Consider the following 15,485-nt stretch of genomic DNA (forward strand, 5'->3'; position numbering starts at 1 on the left):
TTGATGACGGGGAAGAGCCGGAAGCAGCCGTATTCCGGGAAGTGCATGAAGAGCTAGGCCTCCCCTTCGCCATGCTCTGAGGCAGGAGAGAGCCACCGGGCGCAGCGGCCCCATAACGCCAATGGCGTGTCCGTTCCTGCGGGCAAGCTGCTGGAGTTTGAGCAGAAGGATATCAATTGTGACGATATCCGCATCGGTATTGATCACAACATCCGCCGTGCCAGCCACACCGGGCCGGTCCGCAAACGGTGCGGTGGCAGCGGCCGTTCCGGATGCCGCTGTGCCTGTTGCCGCCCTGTCTGCGCGGGGAGAGGCTGAGGCCGACTTGTCCGGTGCTGTGCCGTTTGGGGATTTGCTGTCTGGGGATGTGCCGGGCGGGACGTTCAGGTAAAACAGACCGCGTTGCGTCAGAGCAGCCACAAGAGGGGCGAACGCCGGAGACTGCGCATAGTCTCCGCCAGTCTGGCCGGAATACGCATTTGTCACACCCGCATAGCCCGCCAGATGGGAGAGAATGTCCGTCAGGATCGCGCGGTTTTTTTCAACGCTCAGAGCGGGCCGTAATGTCGTGGGTCCGGCATCTTCCCCGGCTGCCGCACGACCTGCGGGCGTGCCCTCTATGGGCAGGGAAAGCAGCGTTTCATGGTTGTGGGATCTGGCCCGCTCCATGAGGCTACCGGGGTCTGACGCATAAGGCGAGACGGCCAGAGAAACCGGGCCGGGCAGGGTATCAATCGCCTGATTGCTCAGTTCATCATCCGCCTGACCAATGCCGTCAATCAGCAGGGCGACCTGTGCGTTGCCGGCGGCCACCGGCACGACGGGCGCGGCATAAACCTGCCGGGGCATGAGCCCATCCGGGCCTTTTTTGGGGAGGGCAAACCCGCCGGGGCCGATGTCATCTGTCAGCAGATCCCCCATCGGGGCGGGAATATCTGTTTTATGCGCGAGGGTCGCGAGGACCGTGGGGGTGGCGGTGCCTACGTCAATGTCCTGCCCGCTGACCTCCGCATAGGGTGGCCCCATGATCTGCAGGGTCAGGGCGACAACACCCGCCAGCGCTGTGCAGCCGCCCCAGAAAGACAGGAAGGCCCGTCCAGACGCAGGCATCTGCTGCCACAGAGAAGCCTTGCGTGGCTCCTCAGGCGTGCCAGAAGATGAACTGGACATGGCGGACGGGCCTCGCGCTGCTGTTAGTGGTGGGCTTTGGCGTCTTTGTCCGTTTTCTCTTTATCCGCGTCTTTCCCGGCGGGGGGCTTGGCCGCGGGCAGAGAGGCTGACGGGTCCGGCGCAGGCAGTCCGGCCATGGAACGGACAACCCGCAGCCCCTGCTGGAGCTGGAAGTCGGTTGCGGGTTTTGTGTAGTCAAATTCCGGCCAGTTGGCCGGCGGCTCACCGGCAATATCCTTTGCAATGGCCGGCAGGTCCGTGCGCGGCACAGCCTTGGTCTGGTTCCCGCCCTGATTTTTCAGGATATGTTCAAGGTCAGCTTCATGCAGGCTGAAGCCGGGGTCTTCCCGGGTTTCCTTCACAGCGATATCGGGCGTGATGCCCAGCCCCTGAATGGAGCGGCCGGAAGGGGTGTAATACCGTGCGGTTGTCAGCCGGATCGCGCCATTGCCCGGAATGGGCATGATGGACTGCACCGAGCCCTTCCCAAAAGACTTTGTGCCCAGCAGCACGGCGCGATGGTGGTCCTGCAACGCGCCGGAGACAATTTCAGACGCGGAAGCAGACCCGCCGTTGATCAGCACGACAATCGGCAGGCCATCGGTAATGTCTGTGCCGTGGGCATCCCAGCGCTGGCTGTCTTTCGGGTGGCGGGCGCGGGTGGAAACAATCTCGCCCGAGCGGATAAAGCTGGAGGACACATCAATGGCCTGATTCAGCAGGCCGCCCGGGTCATTCCGCAGGTCCAGCACCAGCCCAGCCAGTTTGCCACCGGCCTGCTGTTTCAGCTGGTTGTAGGCCTTGAGCAGACCTTTTTCCGTTTCCTCATTAAACTGCGCAATGCGGATGTAGCCAATCCGGTCATACAGCGCGGACTTAATGACTTCGATATGGATGTTCTCACGCGTCAGCGTCAGGATAATCGGCTTGGGGGTTTTCTCCCGCACCAGCGTGAGCGTGATTTTGGTGTTCGGCTTGCCGCGCATCTTCTTCACGGCTTCATCCAGCGGGGTGCCGTCCACGGGGTGGCCGTCCACGGCAATAATGTAATCCCCCGGCTTGATCCCGGCGCGGAAGCCCGGCGTGCCATCAACCGGGGAGACAACGCGGATGTGCCCGTCCTGCTGTTGTAGTTCCAGACCAAGGCCGCCGAATTCGCCCTTCATCTGCACCATCATGTCCGCGTACTGTTTTTCGGTCATGTAGGAGCTGTGGGGGTCAAGGCCGGTCAGCATGCCGTTCAGCGCATTGGTGATCAGGTCTTTATCAGAAACCGGCTCGACATAATCGGCGCGCACAAGGTCCAGCACGGTGCCGAACAGGGTGAGCAGGCGATAGGTTTCGGCATGGTTGCTGGTGGGAGAGGCGTCCGGTGCCTTTTCCGCCATGGCGGGGGAGGCGAGCATGCCTGCGCCCGGCAGCGCTCCGGGGTGGGAGGCCACGGCAAGGCCTGCCAGAAAAGTGGCGCCAAGCATCAGACCTGTGCGGAACTTCATGCGATCTCGTCTCCTGTCGCCGGGTGCACCACCCGTGCGGTCGTGTCCTGTCGAATGTTACAGCGTATGGCTTAGTTTTGCGTTGTAGCGCAAAGTGCGGCCTGTGTCCGCCATGCAGTTGGGCGAGATTAGCCGCTTCCGCCGGGCTGGCAAACTGTCTCTGGGTTTTTCCTTACAGGAAAGGCGCCGGATTGACGGGTTTTTGCCCGTGCCGCAACTGGATAAACAGCGTGCCGGAACTGCCTGCGCTGCTCATATGCCCCACAGGCGCGCCTTTGGATAAGGCCTGCCCGGTCGCGACGTCCAGCGCAGAAAACCCTGCCATAACAAAGCGGTAATGCTGCCCACAGTTGAGAATCACCATCTGCCCGTAGGTGCGGAACGGCCCTGCAAAATCAACGCGGCCCGAGCAGGGCGTGCGGACGGAGGCACCGGGGGCTGTGCGGTAGGTCATGCCCGTGGCGGGGCCAGATTCGGTGGCTGACCCCCAGGTGCTGATCAGGCTGCCCACCACCGGACGTGTGCCGCCGCCTGCGGGCGGGTGGTCTGACAGGCCGGGGCCAGCGGCGGTGGCCATGGCCGCCATTTTTCTCCGGGCGGCGTCCGCCCGTTCCTGCGCGCGGCGGCGGGCGGCTTCATCCCGCGCGGCCTGATGCGCTTTTTCAGCCGAGGCAATTTCTTTTTGCAGGGCAGCCTCGGCCCCGGACTGCAAAGCTTCCAGCCGGGAGACAGCATCCTGAAGGCTGGAGGCGCGTTGGGTGGCATTCTGCAACTGTGCGGCCGCGGCACGGGCAGCGACATTGGCCTGCTGCTGGGCGGCGCGGGCTTTTAAGGCCTGCTGCCGCACCTGATCCCGCTGGTGGCTCTGTGTTTCCTGTAACTGGCCCAGTCTGGCCAGTTTGGCGGTCAGGTCCGTATCCAGCGCCGTCAGTTTTTCCTGCCGGGCGCGCATGTCTTCCGCCTGACGTTCCAGCCCGCGGGACAGGCCACGCAGTACCAGAAACCCCGTAACTGCCTCGCCCTGCGGAACCGGGGCGGCCAGCAGCGTATCGGACGGATACAGGGAGAGGCGTTCTGCCAGCGGCAGAACCGGCGCAAGGGCTTTTGCATCTTCCCGCAGGGCGTCTTTCAGACTGGCCTGTTCCTTGCGGAGATCCGCAATACGGGAATCGAGATCCGCAACCTGCTGCTCTGTTGTCTGGAGCTGGGCCGTGGCGGAGACCGTCGCGGCGGAGAGGGCTGAGGCTTTGGCCGCACTCTGCACGGCAATGGCCTGAGCGGCCTCATTTTTCGCACGGGATGTGGTGACGGCAGCGGCCTGCGCGGCTTTCTGCTTATCCATGGCGGCCCGTTCCGCCTGTGTGGCAGCCAGTGCGGCCTGTGCCTGCCGGACTGAGCGCTCGGCGTCCGCCTCCGCACGGGTCATGGCGGTATGGGAAGAAGGCGACGCTGCGGCGTGCTTCCCGGAGGACGTGTGGTGGGCACTCCCGGATTGCACGGCTGACCGGTGGAGCGTGCTTTTTGCAGTGCTGTGGTGCGTGTGTGCAGGACTTTTCTTAGATGTTCCGGCCTCGGCCTGCGGCAGGCAGGCGAGCACGGCGAAAATCCCGATGGGCAGGGTTCTGAAAACCTGCCTCCCACGGGCCGGTTTTCCCTGCCTGCACAAGGCAGGAAGGGGATGGGGAGCCGGGGCGGGAGGCTGGGCGAAAAGCATTCAGTCCGTTAGCAGGGAAGTCCCTGTCATGTCATCAGGTTTGGGCAGGCCCATCATATCCAGCAGGGTGGGGGCCAGATCAGCCAGTCGGCCATCTTTCAGCTTTTTGCTGCCCACGCCAAAAGCCACCAGAGGCACCACATTTAGCGTATGCGCGGTATGTGGCACGCCTGTCTCCGGGTCTTTCATGGTCTCACAGTTGCCGTGATCTGCCGTAACCAGCAGGGAACCGTTCTGTTTTTTAAGGGCTTCCATAATGCGGCCTGTGCCCGCATCCACGGTTTCAACCGCTTTGATAGCCGCTTTGAGGATGCCTGTATGACCGACCATGTCCGGGTTGGCGAAGTTCAGCACAATCAGGTCATACTGTCCGCTTTCAATCGCGGCGACGGCTTTGTCCGTCAGTTCCGGCGCGGACATTTCCGGCTGGAGGTCATAGGTCGCGACTTTGGGGGAGGGGACCAGAATACGGTCTTCACCCTCAAACAGCTTTTCCCGCCCGCCATTCAGGAAGTAGGTGACGTGCGGATATTTTTCCGTCTCGGCCATACGCAACTGGGTGCGGCCGGCGCGGGCCACAACTTCGCCCAGAATATTCTCCAGCGAGTCCGGCGGGAACAGCACCGTCAGGCGTTCCGCCAGTGTGTCGCTATAGTGCGTCATGCCCAGAACGGTGGAGAATTTGACCACTTTCTTGCGGGCAAACCCGTCAAAAGCCGGTTCCAGCATGGCGTCCAGAAGCTGGCGGATGCGGTCAGCCCGGAAGTTGAAGGAGAGCAGGCCGTCTCCATCCTTCATGCCGGTATAGCCATCCAGCACGGTGGGCTCGATAAATTCGTCGGAAATATCGGCCTGATAGGCCTGTGTCACAACATCCTGCGCGGTGGCCGCTTTCGGGCCTTCCGCACTGACCATCACGTCATAGGCTTTTTCCACGCGCTCCCAGCGTTTGTCACGGTCCATGGCGTAGTAGCGGCCGGAGACCGTGGCAATTTTCACACTCTCCGGCAGGGCCGCGCGCAGCGTGTCCAGATAGCCCTGTGCGGAGCGGGGCGGCGTATCGCGTCCGTCTGTAAACACATGGAACGCTACCGGAACCCCGGCTTCTGCCACCATCCGGGCGAGGGCGGCAGCGTGGTCCTGATGCGCATGGACGCCACCGGGCGAGACAAGGCCCAGCAGATGGCAGGTGCCGCCGGTTTTCTTCAGGGTGGCGATAAAGCTGGTCATGGCGGTGCTGCGGGCAACGCTGCCATCCCGGATGGCGGTGGTAATGCGCGGGAGTTCCTGCATCACAACGCGGCCTGCGCCGATATTCAGGTGGCCGACTTCAGAATTGCCCATCTGGCCTTCCGGCAGGCCAACATCCTCACCACAGGTGCGCAGGAAGCTGCGCGGGCCATTTTTCCACAAAGCGTCAAAAACCGGCGTATGCGCCTGCTGGACAGCGTTATCTGAAGAGTCTTCCCGCCAGCCGAAGCCATCAAGAATAACCAGCATAACGGGGCGTTTTGTCTGGGAGGGTGCTGCTGCACTCATAGAACCATGCCTTCTTATTGTTTTAAGGCGTCACTATGCCACTAAAACAGCAGGGCACAAGTGCCCGGCAGGCATGGTTCTGATGCGTCAGGCGCGACGAACGATGTAGTGTTCGCCAAGGGCTTTGGTAATCAGGGCCGCGTGTTCCGGGTCACGTGCTTCAATCATCACTTCAAGTTCCGCCGCCTGTACGGAGGGTGCGGCAAACAGGCGCTGATGGGACACTTCAATGATATTGCCGCCCGCTTCCCCGATTGTTCTGGAAATATCAGCCAGAACGCCGGGGCGGTCGGGGATTTCCATAATCAGGCGCAGGATGCGGCCATCGCGCAGCATGGCGCGCAGCAGGGTGTTGGCCAGAATACGGCTGTCGATATTGCCGCCGGAAATGGGCAGCGCCACCTTTTTATCCCGGAACAGTTCCGGGTAGGTCATGACGGCGGCAAGCCCCACCGCGCCAGCGCCTTCCGTCACCTGCTTTGCCCCTTCGGCCAGCAGGGTAATGGCGGTTTCCACCGCACATTCCGGCACCACCAGCACGCGGGAGACCAGCTTACGGATAACCTCATCCGGGCGCTGGCCGATCTGCATCACGGCAATGCCTTCGGCAATGGTGGAACCACCGGAGGGGTGCGTCGCCGCGCCGGGGAAGGCGGAGAGCGAGTTATAATTCTGCACCTGCACGCCAATCAGTTCGACCTCCGGGCGCATGGCTTTGGCAGCCACGGCGCAGCCGCCCAGCAGGCCGCCGCCGCCAATGGGGGCCACCAGCATGTCCAGCGGTCCTGCGTCCGTAAACAGTTCCAGCGCGCAGGTGCCCTGACCGGCCATGACGGCAGGGTCATCATACGGATGGATAAAGGTCCGGCCTTCCCGCGCCTGAAGATCATGCGCAAACAGCAGCGCTTCCGCAAAGCTCTCGCCTTCCAGAATGACGCGCGCCCCCCAGTTGCGGGTGCGGACTACTTTGGCCGCAGGGGTGAATTTTGGCATGACGATAACGGCATCAATGCCCAGCAGGCTGGCATGGCGGGCCACGCCTTGCGCATGGTTGCCAGCCGAGACCGCGATCACACCGCGCCTGCGTTCATCCTCAGAGAGCAGGGCAAGCTTGTTGGCTGCTCCGCGTTCCTTGAAGGAGCCAACCGCCTGAAGATTTTCCAGCTTCAGGGTAATGTCTGCGCCGGTCGCCTTGGACAGTGAGTGAGAGGAAATCGTGGGGGTGCGGAGGACACTCCCGCTGATCCGCGCGGCTGCGGCGGTGATATCCTCAAACTTCAGCATCTCAGATAAATTTCACAGACAGGATCTCATAGGTCCGGTCACCGCCGGGGGCGGGAACGGAAACGGTGTCACCTTCATGCTTGCCAATCAGGGATTTAGCGAGCGGGGAAGAGATGGACAGCAGGTTCTGCTTGATGTCGGCTTCATGCATGCCAACAATCTGGTACGTCGCTTCCTTGTCGGTATCTTCATCAACAACGGTGACGGTGGCACCGAACTTGACCTGATCCCCGGACAGGGTGGTGGGGTCGATCACCTCAGCGGTGGAGATGATGCTTTCCAGTTCAAGAACGCGGCCTTCGGTAAAGGACTGCCGCTCACGCGCTGCGTGGTATTCCGCGTTTTCGGAAAGATCGCCGTGGCTGCGGGCTTCCGCAATGGCGCGGATGATGGCCGGACGTTCTACAGATTTCAGATTACGCAGTTCGTCTTCGAGCCGCCGTAAACCTTTTTCCGTCATCGGAGTTTTCTGCAAGACATGTCCCCAGAATAAAACTGCCGGACGATCAGACCGGCATGGAAGTTACAAAAAAACACGGGTACAGGCGGCCATGCCTCTGGCACGCCGCTTGCCCCGCGGAACGCAGCAGGCAGGCCGTAAGGCCCGCCCGCTCTGTTCAGAACGATCCACTAAAGTATGACTGAAGTGGCGCAACTTCAAGCGGTCCTTCACGCATTGCCGCAATTGCATAGGTTGCAGCGCGTGCGCCCGCCATGGTGGTGTAGTGCGGAATGCCCAGAACAAGGGCAGAGCGGCGGATATCAAAGCTGTCCGCTACAGACTGCGGGCCACGGGCGGTGTTGATAACCATCTGCACCTCACCCGAGCGGATGGCGTCCACGCAATGCGGGCGGCCTTCCAGCACCTTGTTCACCACATCCACCTCAATCCCGGCATCGCGCAGCTTTTTGGCTGTGCCGCGTGTGGCCAGAATTTTCAGACCCATGCTGGCAAGCTGACGGCCAAGGGCGGGGAGATGCGCCTTGTCACTCTCCCGCACGGACAGAAAGACCGTGCCGGAGGTGGGCAGGCGCACACCTGCGCCCAGCTGGGACTTGGCAAACGCGCGTTCAAAGGATGTATCCAGCCCCATGACCTCACCCGTGGAGCGCATTTCCGGCCCCAGAATGATGTCCACTTCCGCAAAGCGGTTGAAGGGGAAGACGGCTTCCTTCACCGCAACATGCGGCACAACGGCGCTGTCATCCAGATTGAAGCTGGAGAGCTTGGCCCCGGCCATAACACGCGCGCCGATCTTGGCGACCGGAACACCCGTGGCTTTCGCCACGAACGGCACGGTGCGGGAGGCGCGCGGGTTGACCTCAAGGACAAAGATTTCCTGATCCTTGATGGCGTACTGCACGTTCATCAGCCCCACAATGCCCAGTTCACGCGCCATGGCTTCGGTCTGGGCTTTCAGCTCCGTCACAATGGCGGGGGAGAGGGTGTAGGGCGGCAGGGCGCAGGCGCTGTCACCCGAATGGATGCCTGCTTCCTCAATATGTTCCATCACACCGGCCACATAGACGTCCGTGCCGTCTGCAATGCAGTCCACGTCGGCTTCAATGGCTTCGTTCAGGTAATGGTCAATCAGCACCGGGCCGGAGGCAATGTCATGCCCGGCAAGCTGAAGCGCACCGCGCATATAGCGCTGGAGGCCCGCGCGGTCATACACGATTTCCATCGCCCGGCCGCCCAGAACGTAGGACGGACGCACCACAACCGGGTAGCCAATGCGTTCTGCAATATCCTCGGCTTCCGCTGGGGAGCGGGCAATGCCGTTGGCAGGCTGGCGCAGGCCAAGCTTGTGCAGGAGCGCCTGAAAGCGTTCCCGGTCTTCCGCGCAGTCAATGGCGTCCGCCGGGGTACCCAGCAGTGGGATGCCCGCTTTTTCCAGAGCATGAGACAGTTTGAGCGGCGTCTGGCCACCATACTGCACAATGCAGCCTTTGACGGTGCCGTTCTGCTGTTCCTTGCGGATCAGCGCGACAACATCTTCTGCCGTCAGCGGTTCAAAATACAGACGGTCCGAGGTGTCATAGTCGGTAGAGACCGTCTCCGGGTTGCAGTTGACCATAATGGTCTCAAACCCGGCCTCCCGCAGTGCGTAGGCGGCATGGACACAGCAGTAATCGAACTCAATACCCTGACCAATCCGGTTCGGGCCACCGCCGAGAATGATGATTTTCTCACGGTCCGTCGGTTCGGACTCACAGGCCGGAGGGGCGAATACCCCTTCATACGTGGAATACATATAGGGCGTGCTGGACGCGAACTCACCCGCGCAGGTGTCAATGCGCTTATAAACCGCATTCACGCCAGCCTCGTTGCGCAGGGCAGACACTTCTTCTTCCTGCAGGCCGGACAGGCGGGCGAGCTGGATATCGGAAAAGCCCATGGCTTTCAGGCGGCGCAGGCCCTGCGCATCACGCGGCAGGCCGTGGTTCTGGATGGCGCGTTCTGCGTGAACGATTTTTTCCAGCTCCCGCAGGAACCACGGCTCAAACCGGCAGGCTTCGTTCACATCTTCCACGGACAGACCAGCGCGGAGCGCCTGTGCGGCCATCAGGATCCGTTCCGGGCGCGGCTGGGAGAGGGCTGCGCGGAACGCATCTTCTCCGCCATCTCCGGGCACTTCTACCGGGTCCAGCCCGTGCAGGCCGGTTTCCATGGAGCGCAGACCCTTTTGCAGGGCTTCCGTAAAGGAGCGGCCAATGGCCATCGCCTCGCCAACGGATTTCATGGAGGTGGAGAGCAGGGCAGGCGCGCCGGGGAATTTTTCAAACGTAAAGCGCGGGATCTTGACGACGACATAGTCGATGGTCGGCTCGAAGGACGCAGGGGTTGAGCCGGTAATGTCGTTCTTCAGTTCATCCAGCGTGTAGCCCACAGCCAGCTTGGCGGCGATCTTGGCAATCGGGAAGCCGGTTGCCTTGGAGGCCAGCGCTGAGGAGCGGGAGACACGGGGGTTCATTTCAATCACCACCATGCGCCCGTCAGCCGGGTTTACGCCGAACTGCACGTTCGAGCCGCCCGTTTCCACGCCAATGGCGCGCAGGCAGGCAATGGAGGCGTCCCGCATCCGCTGGAATTCTTTGTCCGTCAGCGTCAGGGAGGGCGCTACCGTGATGGAATCCCCGGTATGCACGCCCATCGGGTCGATGTTTTCAATGGAGCAGACGATGATGCAGTTGTCCGCTTTGTCGCGCACAACTTCCATTTCATACTCTTTCCACCCCAGCAGAGATTCTTCAATCAGCACTTCCGTGGTGGGGGAGGCGTCCAGACCGGACGTGACAATCTGCTCAAACTCTTCCCGGTTATACGCAATGCCGCCGCCGGACCCACCCATGGTGAAGGAGGGGCGGATGATGGTGGGGAAGCCGATTTTCTTGAAGGCTTCCCGCGCTTCTTCCATTGTATGCGCAATAAAGCTGCGGGGGCTTTCAATGCCGATGGCATCCATGGCTTCCCGGAACTTCTGACGGTCTTCCGCGCGGTCAATCACGTCGGCCTTGGCACCAATCAGCTCCACACCATGCTTTTGCAGGAAGCCGGAGGCATCCAGCGCCATGGCGGTGTTCAGCGCCGTCTGGCCGCCCATAGTGGGCAGAATGGCGTCGGGCTTTTCCTTCAGGATAATGCGTTCAACGCAGTCCGGCGTAATGGGCTCCACATAGGTGGCGTCCGCAAGGCCGGGGTCCGTCATGATGGTGGCGGGGTTGGAGTTCACCAGAATAACCCGGTAGCCTTCTTCCCGCAGGGCCTTACAGGCCTGTGCGCCGGAATAGTCGAACTCGCAGGCCTGCCCGATGACAATGGGACCAGCGCCAATAATGAGGATGGAGCGGATATCTGTCCGTTTTGGCATGATGCGTTAGTCCTTGCTGCCGTGCGCATCAATCAGCGCGACAAACCGTTCAAAGAGATAGAAGCTGTCAGACGGGCCGGGGCTGGCTTCCGGGTGATACTGGACGGAGAACGCCGGGAAGCGGTCAGACGCCAGACCTTCGTTTGAGCCATCAAACAGGCTGACATGCGTAACGTGCGCATCCGCCGGGAGGCTGTCCGCATCCACCGCAAAACCGTGGTTCTGGCTGGTGATTTCCACGCGGCCGGTCTCCAGATCCTTCACGGGCTGGTTTGCGCCACGATGCCCGCGGGCGAGCTTGTAGGTCTTCCCGCCCAGCGCGCGGGCCAGAAGCTGATGCCCAAGGCAGATGCCAAACAGCGGCAGCCCTGCGTTCAGCACACCCTGAATGGCGGGCACGGCATACTCTGCCGTGGCGGCCGGGTCTCCGGGGCCGTTGGAGAGGAAGACGCCAGCGGGTTTAAGGGCCAGAATTTCTTCCGCCGTGGTGGTGGCGGGCACAACCGTAACATCACAGCCAGCAGCAACCAGACACCGCAGGATGTTGCGTTTCGCGCCGTAATCCACAGCCACGACCTTGCGGCGGTTTTCCGGCGCGGGGCGGGTGCCTTTCGGCCATTCCCACACGCTTTCGCTCCATGTGTAAGGCGCTTTGCAGGTCACGGTTTTTGCCAGATCCATGCCTTCCAGCCCCGGCCATGCGCGTGTGGCTTCCTGCAGGTCGGCCAGATCAAACTGCCCGTTTTCCGGGAAGTACAGCGCAGCCGTCTGGGCACCGTGGTCACGGATTTTCAGGGTGAGGGAGCGGGTATCAATCCCGGCAATGCCCGGCACATCCTGCGCCTTCAGCCATGCGTCCAGACTTTCCGTGGCGCGCCAGTTGGCCGGTTCCGTCAGGTCTTCCTTCGTGACAAGGCCGAGGGCGGCAATGCGTGAGGCTTCATCATCTTCCGGGGTGGTGCCCACATTCCCGATATGCGGGAAGGTGAAGGTGATGATCTGGCCAGCAAAGGACGGATCCGTCAGCGTTTCCTGATAGCCGGACATGCCGGTGGAAAAGCAGATTTCTCCAAGGGCAGGCTTCTGCGTGAAGGCACCAAAGCCTTTCCCCCACAGAATGGTTCCGTCTGCAAGAACAAGGGCGGCGGTTGCGCCGTCCGGGCGGGCGTCTGGCATGGGTATTCCTGTTGTACTGCCTCCCGGCACCGAAGAGGAGGGTGCAAGGGGGGATGGGTCAGGGGATGTGGGGCTTGCGGGGTCCAGATCTGTCAGTGAAAGACCTGTGGCCCGGGCGATGACGGGCCAGTGGCGGGACGGAATGGCCTGAGCCTGCCGCCATTTGCGGATGGCTTCCGTGCCAACGCCGGTCAGGCGTGCTGTTGCGTCCGGCCCGCCAAGTCGGGCAATGATGGTATCGATTGAAATGGGCATGAGGTAGACTGTGCCTCCCGTGCTGCATGGTTTAGCAGTCTGCGGAGCGGGTGGGAAGAAATTTCCCACCGGGTTATGCTGGTTTTAACGGGCGATGGGAAATTTCTTCCCACCTGATGATTTTATGCCACGCCTCTGCCGTGTGGCCTCTGATAGACATGATATGGAGTATGACAGGTTATGTCCCTGCGTGAACGCCTGATGGCTGATCTCAAGACGGCAATGAAAGCCGGAGAAAGTGCGCGTGTGGGCACGATCCGCATGATTACGGCCAAACTCAAGGACGTTGAAATTGCGGGCCGCGCTAAAGGTGGCGAGGGTGTGAGTGAGGATGAGGCTATTTCCGCGCTGCGCGGCATGGTCAAGACCCGTACCGAATCGGCCACGATGTATCGGGATGCCGGTCGGCCGGAACTGGCTGAAAAGGAAGAAGCGGAAATTGACGTGATCCGCGCCTACCTGCCCGCTGAAATGGACGATGCCGCGCTGGACGCCGCTGTGAAAGACGCCGTGGCTGCGACGGGTGCTGAAACCATGAAAGACATGGGTAAGGTGATGGGTGCGCTGAAAGCCAAATTTGGCGCAGGGCTGGATATGGGCCGCGCCAATGCGGTGGTGAAGGCAAGCCTGAGCTGATCACTGTATGAGGCATGATCGGCGGCCCAGGCTTTGAGCTGAAAGGGAGCTGGTCATGTGCGGTGAGAGTATCTGGTGGGGTGTGGTTCTGCGTGCACCGTGCCAGAGCTCTGGTCGCGGAGGCTGGCGGAGGGTTCGCGGGTCTCCCGCTATCCGTCCGTTTTCCCGATGCGAACAAGACGGCTCTGAAAAATATTTCTCTGCATCGGGCGGGGGTGGGGCTACCGAAGTCTGCCCACACCATCAGCAAAAAATCTGAGTGTCGTTCACTGTATCGTGTGGGTAAGTCTGCCCGCAGCGATAATTCAGCGCCGCAGGACTAAGACAGAAAACACACAAAATGATATCAGGCCGGTATGGCAATTGAGGCAGGGTTTCTGGATGAGCTGCGTGCCCGCACACCGCTGTCTTCAGTGGTGGGGCGGCGGGTCAAGCTCGCGCGTTCCGGCAGGAACTGGAAAGGCTGCTGCCCCTTCCACGGGGAGAAAACGCCGTCTTTCTACGTGTATGATGATCACTTCCATTGCTTTGGCTGCGGTGTGCATGGGGATGTCATTTCCTTCGTCATGCAGATGGAAGGCAAAAGCTTTCCGGAAGCTGTAGAAGAACTGGCGTCCGCGGCGGGGCTGGATGTCCCTAAAGATAACCGGCGCTCTCAGGAAGAGGTGGCACATACCCGGTCTTTAGGGGATGTGCTGGATCTGGTGCAGGATATCTGGTCCGCTGCCCTGTATACACCTGCGGGCCGGGCCGGACTGGACTATCTGCTGGGGCGCGGCCTGACACGGGAGACCATTAAAACCTTCGGGCTGGGCTGGGCTGGAGACGGGCGCGGGAGCCTGACGGCCGCGCTGGGGGCCAAAGGTGTCACGCCCCGCATGATGGCGGAAGCCGGGCTGATGCGGCTGGATGAAGACGGGCAGCCCAAAGGGGAGCTGTTCTGGGGGCGTGTGACATTCCCTATTCGTGACCGGAAAGGGCGGCTGGTCTCCTTTGGCGGCCGTATTCTGGGTGATGGCCAGCCTAAATATCTGAATGGCCCGGAAACTGCCCTGTTTTCCAAGCGCCGACTGCTGTTCGGGCTGGACCGGGCGCGGGCGGCTGTGCGTGGCCCGCGCCCCAAAGGTGCCCCCGCGACGGATCTGGTTGTGGTGGAAGGGTATATGGATGTCATTGCCCTGCATCAGGCCGGATTTGGCGGCGCAGTAGCTCCCCTTGGTACGGCTCTGACGCCGGAGCAGCTTGAAGTTCTGTGGCAGGTTGATCGTGCGCCGGTGCTGTGTTTTGACGGCGATGCCGCGGGCCGTCGTGCAGCAGCACGTGCTGCGGAAACAGCCCTGCCGCTGTTAAAAGGGGATCACACCCTGCGTCTGTGCCTGCTGCCGGACGGAGAAGACCCGGACAGTCTGGTGCGCTCCCGTGGGGCGCAGGCTGTGGGAGACCTGTTTGCGTCGGCCAGCCCGCTCTCTGACGTGCTGTTTGATCTGCTGGCAGGCGGGGTGAGTAACCCCGGACCGGAAGAACGCGCTGCCCTGCGGCGCAAGCTGGTGGAAGCTGCGGCGCTGATCCCTGAAAAAACGCTGGCTTCTGAGTATCGCTCCACGCTGCTGGACCGGTTTTTTGAGACCTTCCGGCGGAAAAAAGGTGGTGGGGCGTTTGGCGGACCAAAGTCTTCCGGTGGCGGGAGTAGTAGCCGCGTGCCGCAGGATATTCAGCCCTCCCGCGTGGACCCTGTGCGGGAGCGGCAGCGTATTCTGCTGGCTCTCCTGCTGCGCTACCCGGAACTGGTGACGGAGGTGGAGGAAGCCCTCTGCCGCCTGAGCCTGCCAGAAGATTATTCCGACCTGCGGGCCATGCTGCTGGATATGTCCGCAGAAGGACTGTTGCCAGAGGATGGAAAGGTTCTGCTGGAGGAACTGAGCGGCCGAGAGGAGGAAGCTCTGGTGCGGGCTGTGCTCACAGAAGGGCCTTTGCCTTTGAATCTGGAAGAAAAAGACACCTCACTGGCTGTGGCGATAAGAACACAGTGGTGGCATTTTTACGGACTGCTGAATTTTAGTCAGTTTCGAAAAGAAGTGGAGCAGGAGGTTGCGCGCTTCGCACAGGATGGGGCAGATATGGCAGAATGGAAGCGGTTACAGCCAAGGCTGGAAGCTCTGGCTGCGCTGCGGCGTGGGGAGATAGACGAGTAGTTTTTCAGAGGCGCGGGGAATGTTCGGCCCGCGTTCCTCTTGACTTCGCGGGCAGTATATCCCACGTCCTGCCCGCCTCGGAAAACTGAACAATTTGTGTTGAGCTGGTCGTTCTGCATCTTGTCAGAATGAGGGCGGGGGAGGAGCAGGT

Annotated in this window: 10 protein-coding genes and 1 pseudogene; 3 read left to right on the forward strand and 8 right to left on the reverse strand. The window is 61.4% G+C overall.

Annotated features, from left to right (window positions below):
- Nucleotides 1–80, forward strand: an 80-nt coding sequence (locus JK199_RS16040) for an NUDIX domain-containing protein (protein WP_408742340.1), incomplete at its 5' end; no start/stop codon positions are given.
- Nucleotides 81–360: 280 nt separating this feature from the next.
- Here the strand turns inward: JK199_RS16040 and JK199_RS04435 are convergent.
- The 8 genes and pseudogenes from JK199_RS04435 to carA form a co-directional block, all read right to left on the reverse strand.
- Nucleotides 361–1,170, reverse strand: a pseudogene (locus tag JK199_RS04435) (divergent polysaccharide deacetylase family protein); the annotation flags it as partial.
- A gap of 23 nt (nucleotides 1,171–1,193) precedes the next feature.
- Nucleotides 1,194–2,666, reverse strand: coding sequence for a S41 family peptidase (locus JK199_RS04440; protein WP_212374132.1), 1,473 nt, complete (start codon nucleotides 2,664–2,666; stop codon nucleotides 1,194–1,196).
- 172 nt (nucleotides 2,667–2,838) lie between these two features.
- Complete coding sequence (locus tag JK199_RS04445; RefSeq protein WP_212374135.1) at nucleotides 2,839–4,380, reverse strand: murein hydrolase activator EnvC family protein; 1,542 nt, start codon at nucleotides 4,378–4,380, stop codon at nucleotides 2,839–2,841.
- Nucleotides 4,381–5,919 carry a 2,3-bisphosphoglycerate-independent phosphoglycerate mutase gene (gpmI, locus tag JK199_RS04450; RefSeq protein WP_212374136.1) on the reverse strand — a complete coding sequence of 513 codons (1,539 nt, stop codon included), beginning with the start codon at nucleotides 5,917–5,919 and terminating at the stop codon, nucleotides 4,381–4,383.
- 87 nt (nucleotides 5,920–6,006) lie between these two features.
- On the reverse strand, nucleotides 6,007–7,203 hold the full coding sequence (locus JK199_RS04455) for a threonine ammonia-lyase (RefSeq protein ID WP_077930098.1): 1,197 nt from the start codon (nucleotides 7,201–7,203) through the stop codon (nucleotides 6,007–6,009).
- A gap of 1 nt (nucleotide 7,204) precedes the next feature.
- The gene (greA, locus tag JK199_RS04460) at nucleotides 7,205–7,678 is read right to left on the reverse strand and encodes a transcription elongation factor GreA (protein ID WP_025827984.1); all 474 of its coding nucleotides are present in this window, start codon (nucleotides 7,676–7,678) and stop codon (nucleotides 7,205–7,207) included.
- Nucleotides 7,679–7,820: 142 nt separating this feature from the next.
- Complete coding sequence (gene carB, locus JK199_RS04465; RefSeq protein ID WP_212374138.1) at nucleotides 7,821–11,075, reverse strand: carbamoyl-phosphate synthase large subunit; 3,255 nt, start codon at nucleotides 11,073–11,075, stop codon at nucleotides 7,821–7,823.
- Nucleotides 11,076–11,081: 6 nt separating this feature from the next.
- On the reverse strand, nucleotides 11,082–12,506 hold the full coding sequence (gene carA, locus JK199_RS04470; RefSeq protein WP_212374141.1) for a glutamine-hydrolyzing carbamoyl-phosphate synthase small subunit: 1,425 nt from the start codon (nucleotides 12,504–12,506) through the stop codon (nucleotides 11,082–11,084).
- Nucleotides 12,507–12,686: 180 nt separating this feature from the next.
- Between carA and JK199_RS04475 the strand changes: the two genes are divergently transcribed.
- Nucleotides 12,687–13,142, forward strand: a complete 456-nt coding sequence (locus JK199_RS04475) for a GatB/YqeY domain-containing protein (RefSeq protein ID WP_212374143.1) — start codon at nucleotides 12,687–12,689, stop codon at nucleotides 13,140–13,142.
- 356 nt (nucleotides 13,143–13,498) lie between these two features.
- Nucleotides 13,499–15,334 carry a DNA primase gene (dnaG, locus tag JK199_RS04480; protein WP_212374145.1) on the forward strand — a complete coding sequence of 612 codons (1,836 nt, stop codon included), beginning with the start codon at nucleotides 13,499–13,501 and terminating at the stop codon, nucleotides 15,332–15,334.
- Nucleotides 15,335–15,485: the final 151 nt, after the last annotated feature.

The organism is Acetobacter persici (assembly GCF_018256955.1).
GTDB classification, from domain to species: domain Bacteria; phylum Pseudomonadota; class Alphaproteobacteria; order Acetobacterales; family Acetobacteraceae; genus Acetobacter; species Acetobacter persici.

Coding starts and splice junctions, on each gene's coding strand:
- carB (WP_212374138.1), bottom strand. CDS start 11,075: ATGCCAAAACGGACAGATATCCGCTCCATCCTCATTATTGGCGCTGGT.
- JK199_RS04440 (WP_212374132.1), bottom strand. CDS start 2,666: ATGAAGTTCCGCACAGGTCTGATGCTTGGCGCCACTTTTCTGGCAGGC.
- dnaG (WP_212374145.1), top strand. CDS start 13,499: ATGGCAATTGAGGCAGGGTTTCTGGATGAGCTGCGTGCCCGCACACCG.
- carA (WP_212374141.1), bottom strand. CDS start 12,506: ATGCCCATTTCAATCGATACCATCATTGCCCGACTTGGCGGGCCGGAC.
- JK199_RS04455 (WP_077930098.1), bottom strand. CDS start 7,203: ATGCTGAAGTTTGAGGATATCACCGCCGCAGCCGCGCGGATCAGCGGG.
- JK199_RS04445 (WP_212374135.1), bottom strand. CDS start 4,380: ATGCTTTTCGCCCAGCCTCCCGCCCCGGCTCCCCATCCCCTTCCTGCC.
- JK199_RS04475 (WP_212374143.1), top strand. CDS start 12,687: ATGTCCCTGCGTGAACGCCTGATGGCTGATCTCAAGACGGCAATGAAA.
- gpmI (WP_212374136.1), bottom strand. CDS start 5,919: ATGAGTGCAGCAGCACCCTCCCAGACAAAACGCCCCGTTATGCTGGTT.